The sequence below is a fragment of the Streptomyces sp. NPDC051320 genome, assembly GCF_040682175.1.
Lineage (GTDB): Bacteria > Actinomycetota > Actinomycetes > Streptomycetales > Streptomycetaceae > Streptomyces.
Map to the genome: position 1 here is coordinate 1 of NZ_JBFBAL010000023.1, position 19,431 is coordinate 19,431.

Here is a 19,431-nt window from a genome sequence, read left to right on the forward strand (position 1 = left end):
GGGGGGCCGGCCCTGGGGGCCCCACCGCGGTGGCGGGGTTGGGGGTCGGCCCCCCCCACACCCCCCACCACGGCTTTGTGACGCGTTTGTGATCGTGGTCGGGCTGACCGGGTCGGCTTCCTGGTCGGGGACGGTCCGTTGTCTTTCAAGGGACAGCAGTCGTCTTTGAACTGGGAGTTCATCATGGTTGGCAGGAAGAAGGATCGCGATCCGGGGCCGCCGCTGGCAGCAGGTGCGAGCCTGCAGCAGATGCGGCGCAGGGTCTGGCTGGGGCGGGCCGGCTTGTGGGCAGCCCTCGCGGCGGGTCCCGCCGCCCTGCTGGTCTCGCTCGCGTCACCGACGACGACGGCGCCCCCCGCTGCCGCACCGGTTCACGCCGTTGGCAGCAGCCACAAGCAGACGGCCGACCCGTCGGGATACGCGGCGGTGTTCCTTCAGGCGTGGCTGCGCAGCGACGCGGGACAGGACAGTGCGCAGGCCCGTGTTGCGCAGTCAATGGCACCCGACGTGGATCTGCCGGAGCCGGCAGCGGATGCGCAGTCGGCCGTTGAACGGACGACTGCGGTGCGCGGTGCGCAGCTCTCCGGTGACCGCTGGTCGGTGACGGTGGCTGCGCAGTCAGCCCGTGGTGGTGTGGCGTACTTCGCTGTTCCGGTCACTGTGCGTGCCACGGGCGCGGTCGTGGTGACGGGCGCCCCTGCGCAGGTGGCCGCTCCCGTGACGGGGCCAGCCGTGAGTTCGGCGTACACCGTAAGCGTTCCGGACAGTGGGGAACTGACATCGACGGTGGGCCAGTTCCTGGGGGCGTATCTGGCGGGGCAGGGACGGGTGGACCGCTACCTGGCGCCCCGGGTGCGGATGTCCGGGGTATCACCGGCCCCGTACCGCAGCGTCGAGGTGCAGGAGGTGGCCGGACAGGAGGATTCGGCAGGCGACGCCGGTGTGCCGGCAGACGGATCCCGGGTCCATGTCGTTGTGCACGTGCAGGCCACCTCGGCGAGTGGCCGGTGGCCACTGGCCTACGAGCTGGCTCTGTCCGCGCGAGCCGGCCGGTGGGAAGTCGCCGCCCTCTCCTCCGGGGGCGGCCAGTGAACAGCGTGCTGCTGGCCGGGAAGCTCAACGATCTCGGCAATTCGTGGATCGCCATGTTCACCGACTGGGGCACCAAGGGACTCAAGGCCGCCCTGGTCGTGATCGTCGTCGGCTACATGGTCCAGCGGTTCTCCATCAAGGCGGGGATCGGGGCGCTACTGATGATGGCAATCGCTCTGGGCCTCTACAACTCCCGCAATGACCTGGCGAATATGTTCTCCGACGAGGTCAAGAACCCGTCAAAGTCCGCGCCCGCGATCGTCCGTCCGCTGGCGCCGCTGGCCGGCCAGCCAGCGACCGCGCCCGGTCCGGAATCGAAGACGCTGTGAGCACGCACAGCCCGGCGCGGGTCGCACGGTTCTATACCTCGGCGCGGCGCCATCCCTGGGTGCTGGGGAAGGTCGCCGACTTCAAGCTGTGGCTCGGCCCCTACACCCCGGCGCAGATCGTGGTCGCCGTCGTGGGAGCCGTGGCGCTGATCCAGAGCGTGCGGTGGTGGACCTGGATGGGCCCGATTCCGCTGATCGTCTGGGCCCTGATGATTTGGGTCGTGCGCCGACCGAAGATCGCGGGACGGGCACCGCTGTGGGCGGCCGCGGGCTGGCTGATGCTCCTGACCCAGCCAGGAGCCGGGCGGATCGGCGGGCGCCGCGCACACGACCGCTCGGCACGACCGCTGTTGAGCGGCTTCGTGGTCCAGGACCTGGAGGAGTCTTCCGAGCCGCCCCGTGAGGCGGCCGTTCGCAGCGTGGCCCGGCCGGCCCGCCGCGCCGTCCGGGTTTCGCGGGCCGATCTGCGGCCGCGGACCCGGAAGGCAAAGCAGCGGCCCTCGCGACCGCCTACCGCCCAGGCGACGCGTGTCGCGCGCCCGGCGGCAGCGGTGAGCACGGAGCCCACTGAACAAGCGGAAGCGGCGGTTGCCTCCACGCTTCAGCTGCTGCTGGCCCGCACCACCCAGGAAGGGAAGCAGCGATGAAGGTTCCGGTGCGTCATATCGCAGGCCATCTCGTATGGTCGCTGCAGGGCGGGGTGTGGGCGCTGTACCGGCTGCATCCCGGCCCGGACGAGCAGGGTCACCCTGAGGAGACGGTGCGCGGCACGTATGTGCCCGCCCCGGCCCAGGACGAGTTGCTGTCCAAGGTCACCCATCTGGTGCGCTCCCTGAGCGGGGCGCCCCGGTTGTACGGGCTGTGTGCGCAGGTCGATCCGGGAGAGATCGCGTGGCGGATGGTCGAGGGAGTCACCCCGACCGGTGACGAGGGTTCAGATGCGGGCCCGCACCCGTGGGTGGAGTCCACCCAAGCTGCCCTGAATCTGCTGGATGGTCAGGAGATGCACCGCCGGACGCTGTGGCTGGCCGTTCCGCTGACCGCCGAGCAGGGGCACACGATGGCGGCTGCCAGCGCGGTATGGGCGGATGCCGCCGCTTCGCTGGGACTGCCGCCCGCTGTGATCAAGCGCCGCGAGGTGGCCGCATATCGTCAGCAGGCGGAGCGGATCGAGGCGCAGATCAGCGGTTCGGTGGCCTTCCGCCCGGCGAAGCCCGCCGAGGTCGTATGGATGATGCAGCACGCGATCAGCCGCGGTCTGCCCGAACCACTGCTCAGTGAGGCCGAATCCAGCGGGCTCTACGCCAGCGTCCTGCGTGATGACACCCTGCGCTCCCCCAGCTACGCCGATCTCGGGCAGGTCCGTCTGCACGAAGGCGGCACCGAGGACATCCCTCAGGCTGAGGCCGCCGAGTGGAGGCCGGACGGCCGGCGCAGCAGCCGGCGAAGTGGCGGGCGGTGGGGCCGCACCGGCGGAGGACTTTCCGCTTTGGGTCGGCGGTGGCTGCAGGTGGAGAGCGAGGCAGGCCACGGATACCAGGCGCATCTGGCGCTGGCGGAGTGCCCGCGGGCGGTCGCCGCGGATGCCGCGGACGTGTTCGCCCAGCTGGAGCTGATGGAGTTTCCCGTCGACTACTGCGTCGACCTGACGCTGGTGCCCGCTGAGAAGGCCCAGACACAGGTACAGCGCAAGAAGGCCGAGCTCGTCGACCAGGCCGACCAGTACGACGCGCGGCCCACCGGCATGCCCAGCACGCTGGGTGGCGCCGCCCGGGATCTGGGAGAGCTCGATGAACGGCTCTCCCGTACCTCGGTGGAGGTCGAGGTGCAGTCCGTGACGGTGCTCACCGTGTGGGGGCCGACGTCCGGCCTGTGTGACGCACGCGCCCGGGCGCTGACGTCCGTGCTGGCCGGGGCGGACTACCGGGCGGTGCGTCCGGCCGGCCTGCAGGAATCTCTGTTCACACTCGGGCTGCCCGGCGCGGTCCGTCCGGCGGTTCTGCGGGAGTTCACCCAGTATCAGGTCTCCGAAGACTGGGCCCTGGCCGGTGCGTTCACCGGCAGCGAGGTGGGCGATCCGGACGGCATGCTGCTGGGCTTTGATCTGGACAGCGGAACTACTCGTCCGGTGCTGATCAATGTGGCGGAGGCACCGAAGGCGGATGCGTCCGCGTCCGTGGGCGTCACCGGCGATCTGGGCGGCGGCAAGAGTGTGCTGGAGAAGCTCCTCACGCAGGCGGTCGTGGACCGGGGCGGGCGCGCGATCTGTATCGACCGCACTCCGCTCAGGGAATGGGCCAACTTCGCCACGGTGGCCTCAGCCGGACGCTGCCAGGTCATCGATGCGGCGGCCGCGGAGATTTCCATCGATCCGCTGCGGGTGTTCGCCGGGCGCCCGGAAGGCGTCACCTACGCGCTGAGCTACCTGACGCTGCAGCTGGGCATCGGCCCGATGACCACCGCCGGCGGCGTGCTGAACCGGGCGGTCGAGCTCGCCGCGTCCGGACCGAAGCCGTCACTGCACCAGGTCGTGGGCGAACTCAGGGCTATGGCCACACCCGGCGGACCCGACACACGGGGACAGAGCGCGGCCTCGTTGGTGGACCTGCTGGAGATCGTGGCGTCCAATCCGCTGGGCCGGATGGCCTTCGACCCGACCCTGCCGGTCGTGCGCCTGGACACCGACAGCTCCTGCGACATGATCGTGATCACCACCACCGGGCTGAAACTGCCACCCAAGGAGGCCTTCAGCCAGCCCGAAGTGCTACGCCAGCAGCCCCTGGAAGCCCTGATCGGCCGGGCCCTGCTGTATCTGATCGCAGCCATCGCCCGACAGACAGCGTTCGAGGACCCCGAACGGTTCTGCGCGGTGGCCATGGACGAGCTGTACTGGCTCACCAGTTCCGCCGAGGGCACCGCCCTGATCAGTGAGATCCTCCACGACGGCCGCAAGCACGGCGCGGGATTGATCGCCGGAGCGCACGACGAACAGGAGCTCGGCCCCGACCGCGGGCTGTTCTCCTACCGCGTCCTGGCGCGTACCGCCAACCGAGAACGCGCTGTACGGGGGCTGGAATTCATCGGCCTGGATCCCACGGACCCCGAGTTGGTGCGGCTGGTGAGGACCGGGCTGTCGCCGGTCGGCCAGAAGGCCCGGGCGGGCGAGTTTCTGCTGACGTGCCCGCGGATGAACACCGGCCGCGTCAAGGTCGTCATCCCGTCCGTCGAAAGGATCTCCTCACACATCACCACCACGCCCGGCGCCAGCCGCGGCCGGAACCTGACAAAGCAGCCCGACAAGGCCGATGCCGGGGGGCGGGCGTGATGCGGCGCCCGGACCGAGGAACGCTGCGGGCAGCAGGCTTCGTCGTCCTACTAGCGGGGGTGTTCCTCACCGTCAACACCCAGGTCGCCTACGCCGCCAGTGAGGCCGGCGGCAATGACCTGATGGCCCCGCTGAACGTGGACAGCTCCGAAGGCGTGCCCATCGAGGGCTACGAACTCAACGCGCAGGGCGGCTCGGTGTTCTCCCTCAAATCCAACGCCTACACGTTCGTGATGAGCGGTCTGTTCACGTTCGTGCGGGTGCTGGTCGGGCTGGCCTGCTGGGCGCTGGAGTTCGCGTTCCGCCTGCCGGTCCTGCACCTGCTGGCCGGCCCGGGGCAGAAGGCGTCGGACGCCTACAACCACGCGGTCGTCGACACACTCGGTTTGAAGGGGCTGCTGCTGGCCTGGGCGTTCGTATTCGGGCTGATCCTCTTCATGCGGGGGAAGGTCAGCAAGGGCCTCGGGGAGATCGCCCTGACGCTACTGATCGCCGCGTTCGCCGCCTCAGCATTCGTACGCCCCGACTACCTCCTGGCCTCCAACGGTCCGCTGGCCCAGACCGAACAGGCCGCAGCAGAGGTCTCTCAGCAGACCGTCAATTCCCACGACTGGGGCGGGAAGATCGCCACCCAGCGGCCGTGCGACAACATGGCCGGGAACAGCGAACGGGCCTGCACCGCGCACGAGGCGAGCAAGCCCGTCTCAGCAGCGGATGTCGCCCGGCCCATCCAGGACGCGCTGACCAACGCCCTGGTCGTCAAGCCGTACATGCTGCTCGAGTACGGGTGCATCCTCGACCCGGGCAAAAGGTCCGACGCCACCGCGTATGCCGTGCACCTCAAGTGGGTGACGGGTGGGTACAAGCCCGATGCGAACGGCAAGGACAAGAAGGCAGACGATGTCTGCCGGTCGGTCCATGGCCCCGGCAAGAAGTACTGCGAAGACCCAAACGCCAAGGCAGACGTCCCCGATGAGCTGCCCGCTCTCACGCCGGGCGGATCGCTCCTGGACTCCGTTACCCCCGTCCTCAGCAAGGACGACCAGCAGTTCGCCGCGTTCCTGGCAGACCTGAAGAAGACCGGGCCGGTCGGTAAGTCCGCGGCCGAGTACGCGGCGGAGCCCACCGGCTGGCGCACGGCAGGCGCAGCCCTGATCGCCGTAGCCGCTCTGCTCATCTGCGGCATCGCCCTGTCCGCTGCGATTGTGCTGCTCGGTACGCAGGCGGCCGATGTGGGAGCGGCATCGGTCGGTAGCATCACCCTGGTGTGGGGGATGCTGCCCGGCCCCAGCCGGCAGGCCGTGTGGAAGTGGCTCGCCCTGTTCGCGATCTCCGTTGCCACGATGTTCGGCGTCTGCATGTTCATCCCCTTCTTCGGGATCGCGATCGACACCGTCTTCACCAACGGGCCCGACCTGGTCGCCGAGCGGCTCCTCCTCCTGGATGTCCTGGCGATCGTCGGTCTGGCCGGGCAGCGGTGGCTGCTGCGCGGCATCACCGGGTTCGGGCAGCGCATGGCGATGCGCATGCAGTTCTCGAAGATCGGCGGAACCCACCTGGGTGGCAACTCCGACATCGGCGCGGCCCTGGCGATGAGCGGTGCCGGCTCTGGCGGTAACGGTTTCGGCCTGTCCGGCGGCATGCGATTGAACGGGGGTGGGGGTGGGGGTCTCGGCACGCGTCAGCGCCTGATGCAGTCGCTGAGTTCGATGACCGACGGCACCGGTATGCCCGTGGACCCGCAGCGGATCCTCGCCGACGCCGGAGCTGAGGCCCGGCGGGGCCTCGCCCCCCTGGCTGTCGGAATGACCGGCGCGCGCCTCGCGGTCCGCGGCGCCTACGGGCTTCTGGTCGGCCGCCGGCCCAGCCCCGAATTGCTGGACAAAATGCGCCGCCCGGTCGCGGACGACGACACCACCACACCGCGCCCCTCCTGGCAGGGCCGTCCCCGCACAGACCGCGGTAACGGGCCGGGCGGGGACGGTGGCACGGACCACGACACGGTGCGCGTCAACCGCACGACCGGCGAAATCCTCGACGACGGCGACGATCCGCAGGAAGGACCGCGCACGCCGCTGGCTGTGAGGGCGCACAACCGGATGGTGCGCCTGCGTGGCTACCGCGTCCTCAACCGCGGTGCCCACATCGGGTACGGCGCCACCTACGGCCTGCCGGGAAATGTACGGCGCACCTCCTCTCAGTACACCCAGGACACCCGGCAGCAGCTCAACCTCATGGGGGCGCGGCTGCGTGAGGACGGCCAGGAGTGGCAGCAGGTGGGGCGCGGCGCGGCTGTGGCCGGCAGGGCGACTGCCCGGGGTACTGGGTATGTGGGGCGGCGTATCCATGTCGCGGCCCGTGTCCACGGCCCCGACGCGGCCGCGCGTGCCCGGCGAGCGGCCCGTGACACGGGCACAGCCGCCGCCTTCACGTTCGGTGGCACCGGCCGCCCCCGGCCCCGGCCTGCGCAGACCGCCACAGCTCGCGGAGATGATCCGGTGGCCGACGCGCGACGCCGAATCCTGGATGCGCTCATGCAAGCGCAACGAGCCCAGATGAACCCGCCTCCCACCTGGGGCAGCGGGCATGACGGTAATGATGCGTCATGAGCGGCACCCACCGGGTGCGGCGGTGGCGTCGCTGGGCCCTTCTCACCGCGGTGCTGGCGTTCGGCGCCGCATGCTGCGCCGGACCGTTCCTCTCGACACTGAATGCCGCGGCCGCCCTGAGTTCCCAGGCCGATCAGCAAGATGACGCGGGAGGCTCGAGCGCGAACATCCCCCCACGGATGCTGGCCGCCTACAAGAACGCCGCCCAGCTCATCCCCTCCCAAGTGCCCGCCTGTAAGGGTCTGGTGTGGCCGGTGCTCGCCGGAATAGCCAAGGTCGAGTCGAACCAGGCGGTCGGGCACAGCATCGCGGCGAACGGTGACATCCGCCCTCGGATCTACGGGGTGCTCCTCAACGGGTCCGGTAGCGGGGGCAACACATCAACCGTTGCGGACACCGACGGAGGTAAGTGGGACGGCACCGCGCAGGGCGAGCGCGCGGTGGGGCCCTTCCAGTTCCTGCCGTCCACCTGGGCTTCAACCGGCCGGGACGCCAATGGAGACAAGGTCAGCGATCCGCACAACGCCAACGATGCCGCCCTGGGTGCCGCGGTGTACCTGTGCGGGCACGGGCGTGATCTCACAAAGGACTCACAGTTGCGGGCCGCGATCTACCAGTACAACCACTCGAACTCCTACGTCGACAACGTGCTCGGGTGGATCGAGCAGTACCGGTCCTCCGGTGCGGGGCCCGATCTCACCGATGCTCCCGGACGCGTGCGCAAGGTCGTCGAAGCGGCCCTCTCCCAGCGTGGGGTTCCCTACTCCTGGGGCGGCGGCAACAGCAAGGGGCCCTCGAGGGGAGTGTGCTGCTCGCCCGGTGGCAAGAGCGGGGAGTCCATCAGCGGCTACGACTGCTCCGGGCTGATGATGTACGCCTTCGCCCATGCCGGGCTGGAACTCCCGCACCTCGCCTCTGCCCAGGCCGGTTTCGGCAAGCGCATTCCAGCCAGTAGCGGCGCCGGCGCCCTTCACATCGGCGACATGGTCTTCTTCGCCTACGCCCCCGGCCGGGACTCCACGATCTATCACGTGGGTCTGTATGTGGGCGGCGGGCAGATGGTCGATGCGGCCCGTCCCGGCACCACCGTGCGCCTGGACCCGGTGACGGCCATGTCCGGATTCGCGGGAGGGGCACGGTTGCTATGACAGCCACCCCGAGAAGAAGACCGTGGGCCCTGCTCGCCGGAACCATCCTGCTCCTGATCACCGGCTTGGTCCTGGTCGCCCCGCACTCCGACTCTCCACCCCGGCCGATGTCCGTCGCACGAGCGGCTCTCCCCGCCGCCTCCTTCTCAGCGAGGGCGTCGGGTACCCCTGCGGCCGCGGCGCCGGCGCCCGCCGCACAGCCCAGCCGTGAGGTGCGTACGTCCCCCCCACCGACCAGAAAGACGGAGGGGATTATTCCGGATCGGGGCGACGGCCCGGCGGGCGATCCGGCCATCCAGCAGCTCCTGGAACGCAGCTGGCCCGCCGACCTGCCGGCTGCGGATGAGCACCAGCTCCGCTTGCTGGGCTCCGCCCTGCTGCGCACAGACGCGACCGGTAAGGGCCAGCCCGGCGAGACGGACAGGAAGGGCGCGGTGGTGCCCGAGTTCACGCGTTTCCGTATCTAGGCGGTGATCGCTCGCCGGGAAGGACCGCGGGCGGCGGTGGTGCACCTCGTGTGGGCGGCAGCCGACCGCGGCGGCACCTTCACCGAGGGCCGCATCACCGACCTGCACTTCCACTCCACCGGAACGCAAGGAGGCCGACGATGGAGCAAGCAATCGCGCTGAACCGCCCCGAACTGGCCAGTGCGCTCCCAGAAACGGTTGCCGGACTGCTGCACGCTTTCCAGTGGGCCGCCGCGCACTGGTACTGGTTCGCGCTGTGTGTCGCCGTTGTCGCAGGCGGGACCCAGAACGTCATACGGCGCCTGGCAGGCAAGGCGTCGCAGGAACGCATGGTGCTGGAGCTCGTGCCCTCCCGGCAGTTCAATCCGAGCGTGGAGGAGATCTTCCGACGCGGAGTCCAGCTGTCGAGGGCATGCGGAGCGCTCCCCTGGTGGGCTCCCGCCCGCAACCGGGCTGTGAGGATCCGGCTGCGGGCAGACGGAAGCACCGCACTCTCCTACCGCATCGAGGGCCCTGCCGGAGCGGAACGGCTACTGACCAGCACACCGTTCGGCCCGCACGTGCGGGTCGTCCGTATCAAGCAGCCACCGGACAAGCCGCGCCAGCACGAGGTGCGCGCGGAGTTCATCCTGCGCGGCAATCCGGTGGCAGCACTGCGTGATGTGCCGCTGGAACCCGATCCGCTGCAGCCTCTTGTGGATGCGGTCGCCGATCTGCGCAGCAGTCTCGGAGACCTGGCCGAGGTCACCGTCGACATACAGCGTGGCCCCCGGTTGATTCTGCGGGCACGGCGCTGGCAGCTCATGGACAAAGCCCGCAGGCGGGAGCGTGGCGAATTCGGGCGGGCCGCCCGGTGGGCACACCAGGATGCGCAGCGTCGTGGTGACTCGGTGGTCATGCATATCCAGCAGCTTCTGAGCTCCCGTTCACCCGGCGCCGCCCGGCAGACGGTTCTGCCGCCGGCGCCTCGCCGGGTGGAGCGTGCTGAGGCACTCGGCAAGCTGGCGGAGGACGTCCAGCTGATGCGGGTGCAGATCCTCGTCAAATGCGCTTCGGACGTGGAGGGGCGGGCGCAGGCACGCCTCGCGCAGATCCAGGCCGGGCTGGATGTGTTCGGTGACCGTGCCCGGCTGGCAATGAGGGGTGTGCGGCTCGGCCCATGGCGGCTGGGCTGTGACAGCGGCCCGGCCCGCAGGCGCTTCGATACGCGGTGGGACATGGGACAGTGCCAGCCGCCCCGCGCGAACTGGGTGGGCCTCGAGGAGCTCTCGGGGCTGCTGAAACCGCCGACGAAGCACTGCCGGCTGCCGCTTCTGGATGCGGATGTGCCGACTTTCGAGGTCGGCAATGGAGCTTTGGTGCTGCAGGGCATCCACCGCGGGAGTGACGGGCGGGCGCGATTGATCGCCTCCTACGCCGAGGAGACTATGTTCGAAACAGCGGTGGGTAAAGCGGGCGGTGGCAAGACCGAGCGTGCTCTCGCCCAGGCGATCGGCGTCGCACACAGCGGCGGCGGGCTGATGTTCATCGACCCCCACCGTGACTCCTGGCGGCGTGCCGCCCCCTATCTCGCCCACAAGGAGATCGCGCAGCGCATTGCCCTGATTGACTTGAACGGCGACGGTCCGCAGCCGCAGCTGAGTTCGTGGAACCCGATCGGCATGCACCATCAGAGCCCCGTCCACGAGGTGGTGGAAGCCGTCGTGGACGCCTTCGCTTCCGCTCTGGGCTGGGACGACCTGCGCGCACCGCGGGCCATCACCATCTTCACGGCCGCCCTGACCGTGCTGACCGCGCTCAACCGTCTCGCCTGCCGCGCCGGAAAGCCTCAGGATCAGGCGACGTTGTTCCACGTCCGTCCGCTGCTGGTCGACCCGGACTTCCGGGCCGCTGTGCTGGACAGTGTGGAGCCGGTCCTTGGCGCGGACAGCGCCTCCTGGTGGAGCTCCACTTTTCCCACGTTCCCGCCGGACGCGTTCGGGGTCATCCTCAACCCCCTGGCCCGCCTGGCCGCCCACCCCGTCTCCCGGGCATTCCTGGGACAGCCGGTCGGTGTGTACAACATCCGTGCGGCGATGGACAAAAGAATGATCGTGTGGGTGTGCACGGCGGGCAACGGGCCGACCGACCGGCTGATGACTGCCCTCCTCGCCCGGGATCTGCTGCGTGCCGGGCGCTCGCGTCACAGTGTGGGCCCAGAGCAGCGGGTGCCGTTCCGCATCTACATGGACGAGCTGATCACCCTCACCGGATCCGCGCCGGAGACGATCGCAGCGATGTTTGAGGACTTCCGCAAATACCGGCTCCAGGTCCACGGCATGACCCAACTGCTCTCCCGGCTTCCGGGGCCGGTACGCCAGTCGCTGCTGCAGAACTCCAGCTCGCTGGCCACCACTGCGGGCTCCAAGTCGGCGGTCAGTGCGATCACCGACGAATGGGGGGAGCGCCCCTCTCCCGACGATGTCGCGGCGCTGGACCGCTACAGCCACTACGTGTCGCTGACGGTGCGCGGAAAGCGCATCGGACCGCTGCTCCTGGAAGGCCCCCATCTGGACAGCGTCTTCGCGGCCCTGGCCAAGCCGAAGGACACCGGACGGCTGGAGCACGCCGCCCGCACCGCCGCCGGATGCACCGGCCTGTCCCTCCTCACCCGCAGGGCCACCGACCAGCAGGCGCGGGTCCTGGCGTTTGTAACGAACCAGAAGCCCGCGGCCAGGGTGATCCTTTCCAAGACGACCCGGGGATACCAGTGATGATCGAAGCCAAGACCGTTTCCGCCTACGCCCCGCACGGCGCGGAACCACTGCCCTACCAGGTGATGACCGTGCTGGCGCAGCACCGTATGGCGACCACCGCGCAGATGCACACGCTGCTGCGGCCTCTCGCCAGCCGTCAGGCCATTTTGGAGCCACTCAACAAGCTGCGTGGGCAAGGGTTCGTCGACCGGGTGACGCTACCTGCGTCCGGGCGCTCGCTTGCCTGGTACCTAACCCCCGAGGGGGCGCGTCTGACGCGCGACTGGCCGGCGTTGCGCGGCCGGCCCCCGTATCCGATCACCTCGACGACTGCTGCGTCTCTGCGTACTCCCCATACGCTGGCCGCTGTTCGCGCGCATGTGGCGTTCGTGCGGCAGGCACGACTGCGCGGTGACGAGCACACGCATCTGGACTGGACTCCGGAGGTCGCGCACTCGCTCGGTGACGGTGAGCGGGTCATCGCAGACGCCGTTTTGCATTACACGGTGCTCTCTGCGGATGGGCACCGCACCAAGCTGCGGGCGTTCGTGGAAATCGACCGCGCCACCACCAGCTCGGAGCGTCTGGCGACCAAGCTGATCGACTACGCCCGCCTGCACATCTATACGCCGGTGCCGCCGGGGCGCCGTCCCGCCAGGACTCCTGCACCATCGTGGCAGCGGTGGTACCCGCTCTTCCCCCGGGTGCTGTTCGTTCTCACCGGTGCGTCGGCACGGACCGTGGCTCACCGCGTAGCGGACCTGCAGGCCATGACCGCCGAACATCCCGCGGTGGCTGCCCTCGCCCGGGCGGTACCTCTGGCCGCTGCCGTGCTGGAGGACCTGGAGGAACACGGCACCAGCGCTGCAGTGTGGCAGCCGCTCGCCGGTGGGGAGCGGACGTCGTGGACCGAGCTGTGAGTTCGAGCCGGCCGTCTCGCCTCGCGGCAGACAAGGGCTGCCTCGTTTGGAGTGGCATATGCGGATTGATCCCATGTGCGAGCTTCGCAATCAACGGTGATTCCTGGTCAGTTCATACGCAGAACGCGAACCGTTGCGAAGCTCAATCACAGAATCTGACTGGGATCTTGACGCAGAGTTATGTAGCGTATGGAGAGCGCGCTGTGACCGAGCGCGACATTCCGCAGCACGTAGGCGGAGTTCAGCCGCACACCCGGGGCGGGCCGGGACAACTGCACGGCCAACTCGGCATGAAGGACCCCATGGGGAGGGCGTCTTGATTTCTTCGCAGCACCATCGCCGCAGGTACCACCTGTCCGTCGCGCTCGGCGCCTGTGCGGTGCTCGCCCTGACGGGGTGCTCGGGCTCTTCATCCTCTTCCGCCGATGACAGCCCGTCGCAGCCGGCTTCGAGTGCAGCGCCCTCGAACAGTGCCTCGCCGTCCGTGACGGCCGCCGCGAATCCGGACGACCAGGCCAAGACGGCGGTACTGGCCGTCTACAGCAATTACTGGCGCGAAGTGACCGCCGCCTACGCCCAGGCCACGGTGTCAGGAACCGATCTCAACACCTATGCCGTGGGAACCGCGCGTTTGCAGGCACAGCAGGAGACAGCGTCACTCAAGGACGGCGGTCTGGTCATGACGGGGCGCCCGGTGTCCAAGGCGACCGTCACCACAATGGATCGCAAACGCACGGTGCCCCAGGCCACCATCCAGGACTGTCTCGACGTGACGAACTGGAAGATGGTCAAGCGGAAGACGCGCAAGGAGATGCCACTGCCGAAAGACCGGCTCAAGCGATACATCAGCGTCGTGACAGCCGAGGTCTGGGACGGCAAATGGGTCATCGTCAAGACGACGCCGCAGGCCCGCGCGTGCTGAGACGACTCCCCATCGCTCTGGCCTGCTGCACGCTACTCGTCACAGCACCCCGCGCCTCAGCTGCGGACGGGCCATCGGGGGACGTCCACAACTGCAAGATCGTCGCGATCTGCGTCGGAACAAAGGTGCCCGGCTCCCCCGCTGGAAGCGGCACAACGGGGACCGGGCCTGCCTCCAGCGGATCGGCGAAGAAGGGCGGGGGCAGCAAGGACGCTGCGAAATGCACTTACATGAAGGCCAATCCCCAGCCGCCGGCCGGCAGCTCGATGTGGGACGGCAAATCGGCCTCCGACGGTGACCTGTACTACCGCCTGTGCACCCCTGCGGGCGGCGGTACCCCCGCTTACGACACAGCCGTGCTCGCCAAACCCCCGGCTGCGGCGGTGATCGACCCGGCGGTCTTGGCGCGGCGGGCGGTCGACTCGATGCGTCTGGTGGGCCCCGACGTCCGCAGCCCGCGGGCCGCCGGGAAGTACATCGTCGGGGTGCCGACATGGATGTGGGTGCACCGCGGCGCCACCATCTACGGACCCAATACCGCGTCGGCGAGCGCGGGAGGGGTCACGGTGTCGGCGACGGCGACAGTGTCCTCCATCAAGTGGGACATGGGTGATGGCACGAGCGTGACCTGCCGCGGGCCGGGGACGCCGTACAAGGTGTCGTACGGCATGAGTGCGTCACCCACCTGCGGTCACCGCTACAGCAAGGCATCTATGGACGAGCAGGGCAGCCGGTTCCACGGGTCGGCCACGGCCACCTGGACGGTCAACTGGCAGGTGACTGGGGGCGGCGGCGCGACCGGGGTGATGACCGAAGTACGCGAGAGCGCCTTCACGGTCGCCGTCGGCGAGATGCACGTTCTCCAGGACTGAGAGAGATGGACAGGCGGGGCATGAAGAGCAACAGGGCAGCGGTGGCCGTGCCTCCGGGAGCCGGCCCGCTGGTGAGGCCGGATGTTGAGATCAGCGATCCGCTGCCGCCTAGGCGGCGCAGGCGGTCGTTCATGGTCATCGGCGCCGTCATGGTGCTGGCCGGAGCGATCGGAGTGGCCGGGCTGCTCAACGCTTCCAGTGACCGCTTAGACGTGCTGGTACTGGCGCACGACGTGCCAGTCGGCCAGAAGATCGGCGCTGCTGATCTGCGGGTCGTGGCACTTCCGCCCGAACCCGGCCTCAACACCACGCCCGCCACCCAGCGCTCCAAGATGGTCGGCCGGCGGGCTGCGGTCGCCCTCAGCGAGGGATCTCTCCTCACCGCACGGCAACTCGCCGGGAACAGCACATTGCGGCCGGGCGAGGAACTGGTCGCCGTCGAGGTCAAACGGGGCATGGCGCCCGTTGACGCACTCCACCCCGGTGACGGCATCCGGCTGGTGACCACGCCCCGCGACGGAGAAGTCACCTCGGACAAGACGGCGGCACCCAAGGAGGTCTCCGGGCGCGTAGTGGCCGTCGGGCGTCCCTCCACGAGTGGGGATGTGGTGGTCCAGGTCGCGGTGGCGCAGGCGGACAGCAGCAGCGTGGCCGCCGATGCCGGACGCATCGCGATCGTGCTGAAAGCGAAGAGCTGATGTCTGTGCTCATGGTGGCCTCCGCGCACGGCAGCGGAGCCACAGTGACGTCCCTGGCACTCGCCCTGGCGGGCCCGCGCCCCTCACTGCTGGTGGAAGCCGACGCCCACCAGGGCTCGATCCGCACCGGTTACCGGCAGGGCCAGTGGGGCGGTGAGGTCGGGCTGTGGCATCTGGCCCAGGCCCAGTTCCAGCACCAGCTGCCCGAAGCGTTCGAGGGGCATCTGCGCACACTCGACCAGGACGGCAACCGGCTGATCCTGCCCGGACTGACCGACCCCACGCAGGCTCCCGCCCTGGCAGGGGTGTGGGAACCGCTCGCGCTGTTGATTCAGGCGATGGACCAGCACGCCGGTTACGACGTCGTGGTCGACGCCGGCCGGGTGGCTGTCGAGCCCGGCCGGGTCCATCCGACACTCTTTCCCGCCGCCCTGGCCCACCGTGCGGATGTGGTGGTGCTGGTGGTCCGCAACACCCTGACCTCGGTTGCCCAGTCACTGCCCCTGGTACGCGCGCTGCAGGACGACCTGGAGCGTTCCGGGAGCGGCGCCGAAGCGCTGCGCCTGGTGCTGGTGCAGGAGCTGTCCGCCGGCCGGGGCGGGCTGCGCTCCGACGCGATCGCGAGGCGGCTGCGCGTGCCAGTGGTGGACATCCTGCCGTGGGACACCACCGCGGGGGCCTTGCTGACCCACGGCTCCCCGAACCCGGTGCGGCTGTCCAAACTGGCACTGCTCAAGCAGGCCCGCAAGACCTGCCAACTCCTGGCCGTTGAGGCGGCCAACCGGCGTCGCGCACTGGACATGCCCGCAGCCCCCGTCAGCTCCCCAGTGGTGGCGGGAGTCCTGCAGCGTCTGTCCGCCGTGCAGCCGGTCCTCGGCCCGGTGACGGGCAGTACACGGTGAGCCCGGACCAGCACAACGGACAGCCCCAGCATCAAAGGCTTCAGGACGTTCTCCGGGAATCCCTCGCCCCCCACCCGGCGGCGGTGCCCGCCGCCCGGCCGGGCGGCGCGAAGACGGTGGTGCCCGTACAAGGCGGCGCTGCCTCCCCGCGAGGTCTGGGCGACCTTCCGGGAACCCTGCCCGTGGAGTGGGAGCTGATCACCTCGCTGCGCGACGCTGTCTCCGACGACATCGTTGCCGCCGACGAAGCACAGCCCCTGCCCACCGAGACGGCACGGCGGGAACGGTCCCGTTCACTGGTCGCGGAGCGGGTGTCTCAGTGGGCCGTCCAGTACGGGCGCAGCCACGCCCCGCTGAGTACCGCCCAGGTAGAGAACGTGGCCCAGGCGGTGTACGACGCCGTCTTCCACGCCGGGCCGCTGCAGAAGTACTTGGACGACCCGGATGTGGAGAACATCGTTGTCGACGGGTCGACGGTCCTGGTCGAGTATTTCGACCGGCCCACCGAGCAGGTTCCCGCCGTGGCCGGCACGGACGAGGAACTCATCGACCTCATCAACCGTCTGGCGTCAGGCTCCGGGCACCGTGAACGGCGGCTGTCTCCCACCTCACCCATGGCCAACTTCCGCCTCCCGGACGGCTCACGCGCCTCCGCGACCCTTCTGACGACCCGCCCGTTCCTGGGAATCCGCCGCCACCGCATCCGCAAGTCCTCACTGGAGCAGCTGCAGGAATGGGGCACCCTCAGCCCCTCCCTGGGTGCCTTCCTGCACGCCCTGGTTCTGGCGAGGAAGAACATTCTGATCGCCGGAGACATGGGAGTGGGCAAAACATCCCTGCTGCGTGCGCTGGGCCGCAAGATCCCGGCCGAGGAGCGGGTGATCACTCTGGAGTCGGACCGTGAACTGTTCCTGGATGAGGACACGGAGGGCGGCGCGCACGTCCTGGCGATGGAGTCACGCGAATCCAACGGCGAAGTCATCGAAGGCCAGCAGGTCGGCCGGATCTCGGTGGCCGACATGTTCCCCCAGACACTGCGCATGCTCGCCACCCGCGTCATCGTCGGCGAGGTACGCGACAACGAGGCCATCGCCATGTTGCAGGCCATGAGCGCCGGCGGCGCCGGATCTATGTGCACCGTCCACGCCGCGTACCCCAAGCTGGTCCTGCCGCGGATGGTCACCCTGTGCCAGGGCATGCACCGCGACGACGTCCATGAACTGGTGGGCACTGCCGTCAATTTCATCGTCTTCCTGCGGCAGATCGACCAGACCCGCATCGGCGGCCGCCGACACCGCTTCGTCTCCCACGTTCTGGAGGTCTCTCCCGGCGAGGAAGGCCGCCCCTCCCTGCAGGAGATCTTCGCCCCCGCGACCGGTGGTGACCCGCGCGCGGTGCCCAAGCTCGCACCCAGCTGCCTCGAGGAGCTGGAGAACGAAGCGGGATTCCACCGGGCCTGGCTGACCGTACCGCAGCACGGCACCTGGCCCGCCCCACTGAATCTCGTCGGACGGGCGGTAGCAGCATGAGCAGCGATCAGTGGAGTCTTCTCGGCGCCCTGTGCGGGGCCCTGATCGTGGGCGGTGTGCTGTTCATCGTCTGCGGGGCGATGCACGTACCCGCACCGACGGGACGGCCCCAATCGCCGGTGGTGGTGCGCTGGCAGCGGGCGATGGCCGGCCTGCCGGAGCAATGGGCTTCCAAATACCGACTCGTGGCCATGACCGCGGGGATCGCAACGGTGGGCACCTGGTTGCTGACCGAGCGCCCGGTGCACGGTCTCCTGGCGGGGGCCACGGTCCTGGGCGTGCCGTGGATCTGGAATCCGGCGGGCACCAGTGAGAGGCAGGTCGTGCGGCTGGAGGCGCTCGCGGAGTGGCTGCAGCAACTCGCCGGAGTCCACCAGGCCGGCACCACACTGGAGGCGGCGATCGACACGTCGTCCGCGCGGGCCCCAGCCGCGGTCCGCACTCCGGTGCGCACACTGGCGGCACGCCTGCGGATGGGCGTGAATCCCAGTGGCGCCTACCGCCAGTTCGCGGATGCCTTCTTAGACGGCGCGGTGGACAACGTCGTGCTGCTCTTCCTCACTCACACGCACGACCACGGCCCCGGCCTGGGCCGTGCCTTGCAGTCGATGGCTTCCTTGACGGAGCGCGAGGCCAACAACCTGCGCGTCATCGACGCCGAGCGGAACAAGGTTCGCACCTCCACCCGGTGGGTGTCGATCATCTCGCTGGCCATCGGGTTCTACATCGTCACCAATAACAGCTGGGGACAGGTCTACCGCACCACGGTGGGGCAGCTGGTCCTCCTCGTGCTGGGCAGCCTCTTCGCGGCCGCCCTCGTGTGGTTGCGCAAACTCGCGGTCAACCCGCCATCACCCCGGCTCCTGGACCCGCTTGCCACCGTCCCGGTCGCAAGAGCCGTGCCGGCCGGCTCCCCCGGGCCGGGCACAGCGCCGAGAACGGGCAACTGGCCCCGGACAGCAGAAGAGGCACGTCGATGATGCAGGGAAGTGGACTGTTGTGCGGGGCCGTCATCGGCGGCGGTCTCTTCCTTGTTGTCAGGGAACTCCTGCCGTCGCGACCCGACATGGAGGCGGTCCTCGACCGGCTGGAGCACGCCCAGCGCACCACCGGGGCCTCCCAGCCCGGTGACGGACCTGCCACGGTCTCGGTGTGGGAGCGGGCCGGGGAGAGCATCCTCAAGTCCGCCGGGCACCGGCTGACTGTGCCGCGCGCCGATCTGGACCTGCTCGACAAGTCCGTCGCCCGTCATGTGGGCACCAAGGTGCTCGGGTCTCTGCTGGCCCTGGTGATGCCGCAACTGTGCGTGCTGCTGCTGATGCTGGGCGGCACCACATTGCCCTTCGTGCTGCCCCTGTTGGCATCGGTCCTCTTCGCCGCGTACATCTGGTTCAGCGCCGACGTCGACGTCCGCTCCACAGCCAAAGCGGCGCGCCGGGAGGTCCGCTACGCCGTCGCCTCGTTCCTTGAGCGGGCCCAGCTGGAGCGCGGCGCCAACGTCGGGCCTGAAGCAGCGGTCCAGCGCACCGCCGAGGTCGGCGACCACTGGATCCTCACTCGGATCCGGGCGGCGCTGAAGCGTGCCGAGCTCGCCGGGCTCCCCCAGTGGGAAGCGCTGCGGCAGCTCGGTGAGCAGCTCGATATCCCCGAACTGATCGGCCCAGCGGAGAGCTTCAGCCTGGCGGGCGCGGGAGCTTCCATCCAGAAAACCCTGGAGACGCAGGCGGTGATCCTGCGCCAGCGGCTGCTGACCGACAAGCAGGGGGCGGCGAACGCGGCCTCCGAGCGCCTGGTCGTGCCCGGCACGCTGTTGTTCGCGGTGACGCTCGCGCTGTTCGCCTATCCCGCCTTCCACGCCCTGACTTCCATCTGACCTGTGCGAA

Annotated in this window: 17 protein-coding genes; all 17 read left to right on the top strand. The window is 69.3% G+C overall.

The window, feature by feature from the left end:
* Positions 1-183: 183 nt before the first annotated feature.
* The 17 genes from AB0M87_RS31405 (at position 184) to AB0M87_RS31485 (ending at position 19,421) form a co-directional block, all read left to right on the top strand.
* Positions 184-1,092 carry a conjugal transfer protein gene (locus AB0M87_RS31405; protein ID WP_365859026.1) on the top strand — a complete coding sequence of 303 codons (909 nt, stop codon included), beginning with the start codon at positions 184-186 and terminating at the stop codon, positions 1,090-1,092.
* 53 nt (positions 1,093-1,145) lie between these two features.
* A complete protein-coding gene (locus tag AB0M87_RS31410; protein WP_365859099.1) occupies positions 1,146-1,421 on the top strand; it encodes a hypothetical protein in 276 nt (91 codons plus the stop codon).
* Positions 1,418-2,068: a hypothetical protein gene (locus tag AB0M87_RS31415; protein ID WP_365859027.1), complete on the top strand. Its 651-nt coding sequence runs from the start codon at positions 1,418-1,420 to the stop codon at positions 2,066-2,068. The genes AB0M87_RS31410 and AB0M87_RS31415 overlap by 4 nt, the downstream gene beginning before the upstream one ends.
* A complete protein-coding gene (locus tag AB0M87_RS31420; protein WP_365859029.1) occupies positions 2,065-4,746 on the top strand; it encodes an ATP-binding protein in 2,682 nt (893 codons plus the stop codon). Before AB0M87_RS31415 ends, AB0M87_RS31420 begins: the two co-directional genes overlap by 4 nt.
* Positions 4,746-7,355 carry a hypothetical protein gene (locus tag AB0M87_RS31425; RefSeq protein WP_365859031.1) on the top strand — a complete coding sequence of 870 codons (2,610 nt, stop codon included), beginning with the start codon at positions 4,746-4,748 and terminating at the stop codon, positions 7,353-7,355. Before AB0M87_RS31420 ends, AB0M87_RS31425 begins: the two co-directional genes overlap by 1 nt.
* Entirely contained in the window at positions 7,352-8,503 is a 1,152-nt protein-coding gene (locus tag AB0M87_RS31430; protein ID WP_365859033.1) for a bifunctional lytic transglycosylase/C40 family peptidase, read from the top strand. The genes AB0M87_RS31425 and AB0M87_RS31430 overlap by 4 nt, the downstream gene beginning before the upstream one ends.
* Positions 8,500-8,970, top strand: coding sequence for a hypothetical protein (locus tag AB0M87_RS31435; RefSeq protein WP_365859034.1), 471 nt, complete (start codon positions 8,500-8,502; stop codon positions 8,968-8,970). The genes AB0M87_RS31430 and AB0M87_RS31435 overlap by 4 nt, the downstream gene beginning before the upstream one ends.
* A 36-nt stretch (positions 8,971-9,006) precedes the next feature.
* Positions 9,007-9,132, top strand: coding sequence for a hypothetical protein (locus AB0M87_RS31440; protein WP_365859036.1), 126 nt, complete (start codon positions 9,007-9,009; stop codon positions 9,130-9,132).
* Entirely contained in the window at positions 9,111-11,723 is a 2,613-nt protein-coding gene (locus tag AB0M87_RS31445; protein ID WP_365859038.1) for an ATP/GTP-binding protein, read from the top strand. The genes AB0M87_RS31440 and AB0M87_RS31445 overlap by 22 nt, the downstream gene beginning before the upstream one ends.
* Positions 11,723-12,625 (top strand): replication-relaxation family protein, encoded by a 903-nt coding sequence (locus AB0M87_RS31450; RefSeq protein WP_365859040.1) that lies wholly within the window; start codon positions 11,723-11,725, stop codon positions 12,623-12,625. Before AB0M87_RS31445 ends, AB0M87_RS31450 begins: the two co-directional genes overlap by 1 nt.
* 484 nt (positions 12,626-13,109) lie before the next feature.
* On the top strand, positions 13,110-13,547 hold the full coding sequence (locus tag AB0M87_RS31455) for a hypothetical protein (RefSeq protein WP_365859042.1): 438 nt from the start codon (positions 13,110-13,112) through the stop codon (positions 13,545-13,547).
* Positions 13,548-13,777: 230 nt separating this feature from the next.
* A complete protein-coding gene (locus AB0M87_RS31460) occupies positions 13,778-14,419 on the top strand; it encodes an ATP/GTP-binding protein (RefSeq protein ID WP_365859044.1) in 642 nt (213 codons plus the stop codon).
* 20 nt (positions 14,420-14,439) lie between these two features.
* Entirely contained in the window at positions 14,440-15,117 is a 678-nt protein-coding gene (locus AB0M87_RS31465) for an SAF domain-containing protein (protein WP_365859046.1), read from the top strand.
* On the top strand, positions 15,117-16,019 hold the full coding sequence (locus AB0M87_RS31470) for a hypothetical protein (RefSeq protein ID WP_365859048.1): 903 nt from the start codon (positions 15,117-15,119) through the stop codon (positions 16,017-16,019). Before AB0M87_RS31465 ends, AB0M87_RS31470 begins: the two co-directional genes overlap by 1 nt.
* On the top strand, positions 16,016-17,548 hold the full coding sequence (locus AB0M87_RS31475; protein ID WP_365859050.1) for an ATPase, T2SS/T4P/T4SS family: 1,533 nt from the start codon (positions 16,016-16,018) through the stop codon (positions 17,546-17,548). The genes AB0M87_RS31470 and AB0M87_RS31475 overlap by 4 nt, the downstream gene beginning before the upstream one ends.
* The gene (locus AB0M87_RS31480; protein WP_365859052.1) at positions 17,545-18,528 is read left to right on the top strand and encodes a type II secretion system F family protein; all 984 of its coding nucleotides are present in this window, start codon (positions 17,545-17,547) and stop codon (positions 18,526-18,528) included. Before AB0M87_RS31475 ends, AB0M87_RS31480 begins: the two co-directional genes overlap by 4 nt.
* Complete coding sequence (locus AB0M87_RS31485; RefSeq protein ID WP_365859054.1) at positions 18,525-19,421, top strand: hypothetical protein; 897 nt, start codon at positions 18,525-18,527, stop codon at positions 19,419-19,421. The genes AB0M87_RS31480 and AB0M87_RS31485 overlap by 4 nt, the downstream gene beginning before the upstream one ends.
* The last annotated feature ends 10 nt before the right edge of the window (positions 19,422-19,431 follow it).

Excerpts from the sequence above, each read along its gene's own strand:
- AB0M87_RS31405 (WP_365859026.1), top strand. The coding sequence starts at position 184 with ATGGTTGGCAGGAAGAAGGATCGCGATCCGGGGCCGCCGCTGGCAGCA.
- AB0M87_RS31410 (WP_365859099.1), top strand. The coding sequence starts at position 1,146 with ATGTTCACCGACTGGGGCACCAAGGGACTCAAGGCCGCCCTGGTCGTG.
- AB0M87_RS31420 (WP_365859029.1), top strand. The coding sequence starts at position 2,065 with ATGAAGGTTCCGGTGCGTCATATCGCAGGCCATCTCGTATGGTCGCTG.
- AB0M87_RS31425 (WP_365859031.1), top strand. The coding sequence starts at position 4,746 with ATGCGGCGCCCGGACCGAGGAACGCTGCGGGCAGCAGGCTTCGTCGTC.
- AB0M87_RS31430 (WP_365859033.1), top strand. The coding sequence starts at position 7,352 with ATGAGCGGCACCCACCGGGTGCGGCGGTGGCGTCGCTGGGCCCTTCTC.
- AB0M87_RS31435 (WP_365859034.1), top strand. The coding sequence starts at position 8,500 with ATGACAGCCACCCCGAGAAGAAGACCGTGGGCCCTGCTCGCCGGAACC.
- AB0M87_RS31445 (WP_365859038.1), top strand. The coding sequence starts at position 9,111 with ATGGAGCAAGCAATCGCGCTGAACCGCCCCGAACTGGCCAGTGCGCTC.
- AB0M87_RS31450 (WP_365859040.1), top strand. The coding sequence starts at position 11,723 with ATGATCGAAGCCAAGACCGTTTCCGCCTACGCCCCGCACGGCGCGGAA.
- AB0M87_RS31460 (WP_365859044.1), top strand. The coding sequence starts at position 13,778 with ATGAAGGCCAATCCCCAGCCGCCGGCCGGCAGCTCGATGTGGGACGGC.
- AB0M87_RS31465 (WP_365859046.1), top strand. The coding sequence starts at position 14,440 with ATGAAGAGCAACAGGGCAGCGGTGGCCGTGCCTCCGGGAGCCGGCCCG.
- AB0M87_RS31470 (WP_365859048.1), top strand. The coding sequence starts at position 15,117 with ATGTCTGTGCTCATGGTGGCCTCCGCGCACGGCAGCGGAGCCACAGTG.
- AB0M87_RS31480 (WP_365859052.1), top strand. The coding sequence starts at position 17,545 with ATGAGCAGCGATCAGTGGAGTCTTCTCGGCGCCCTGTGCGGGGCCCTG.
- AB0M87_RS31485 (WP_365859054.1), top strand. The coding sequence starts at position 18,525 with ATGATGCAGGGAAGTGGACTGTTGTGCGGGGCCGTCATCGGCGGCGGT.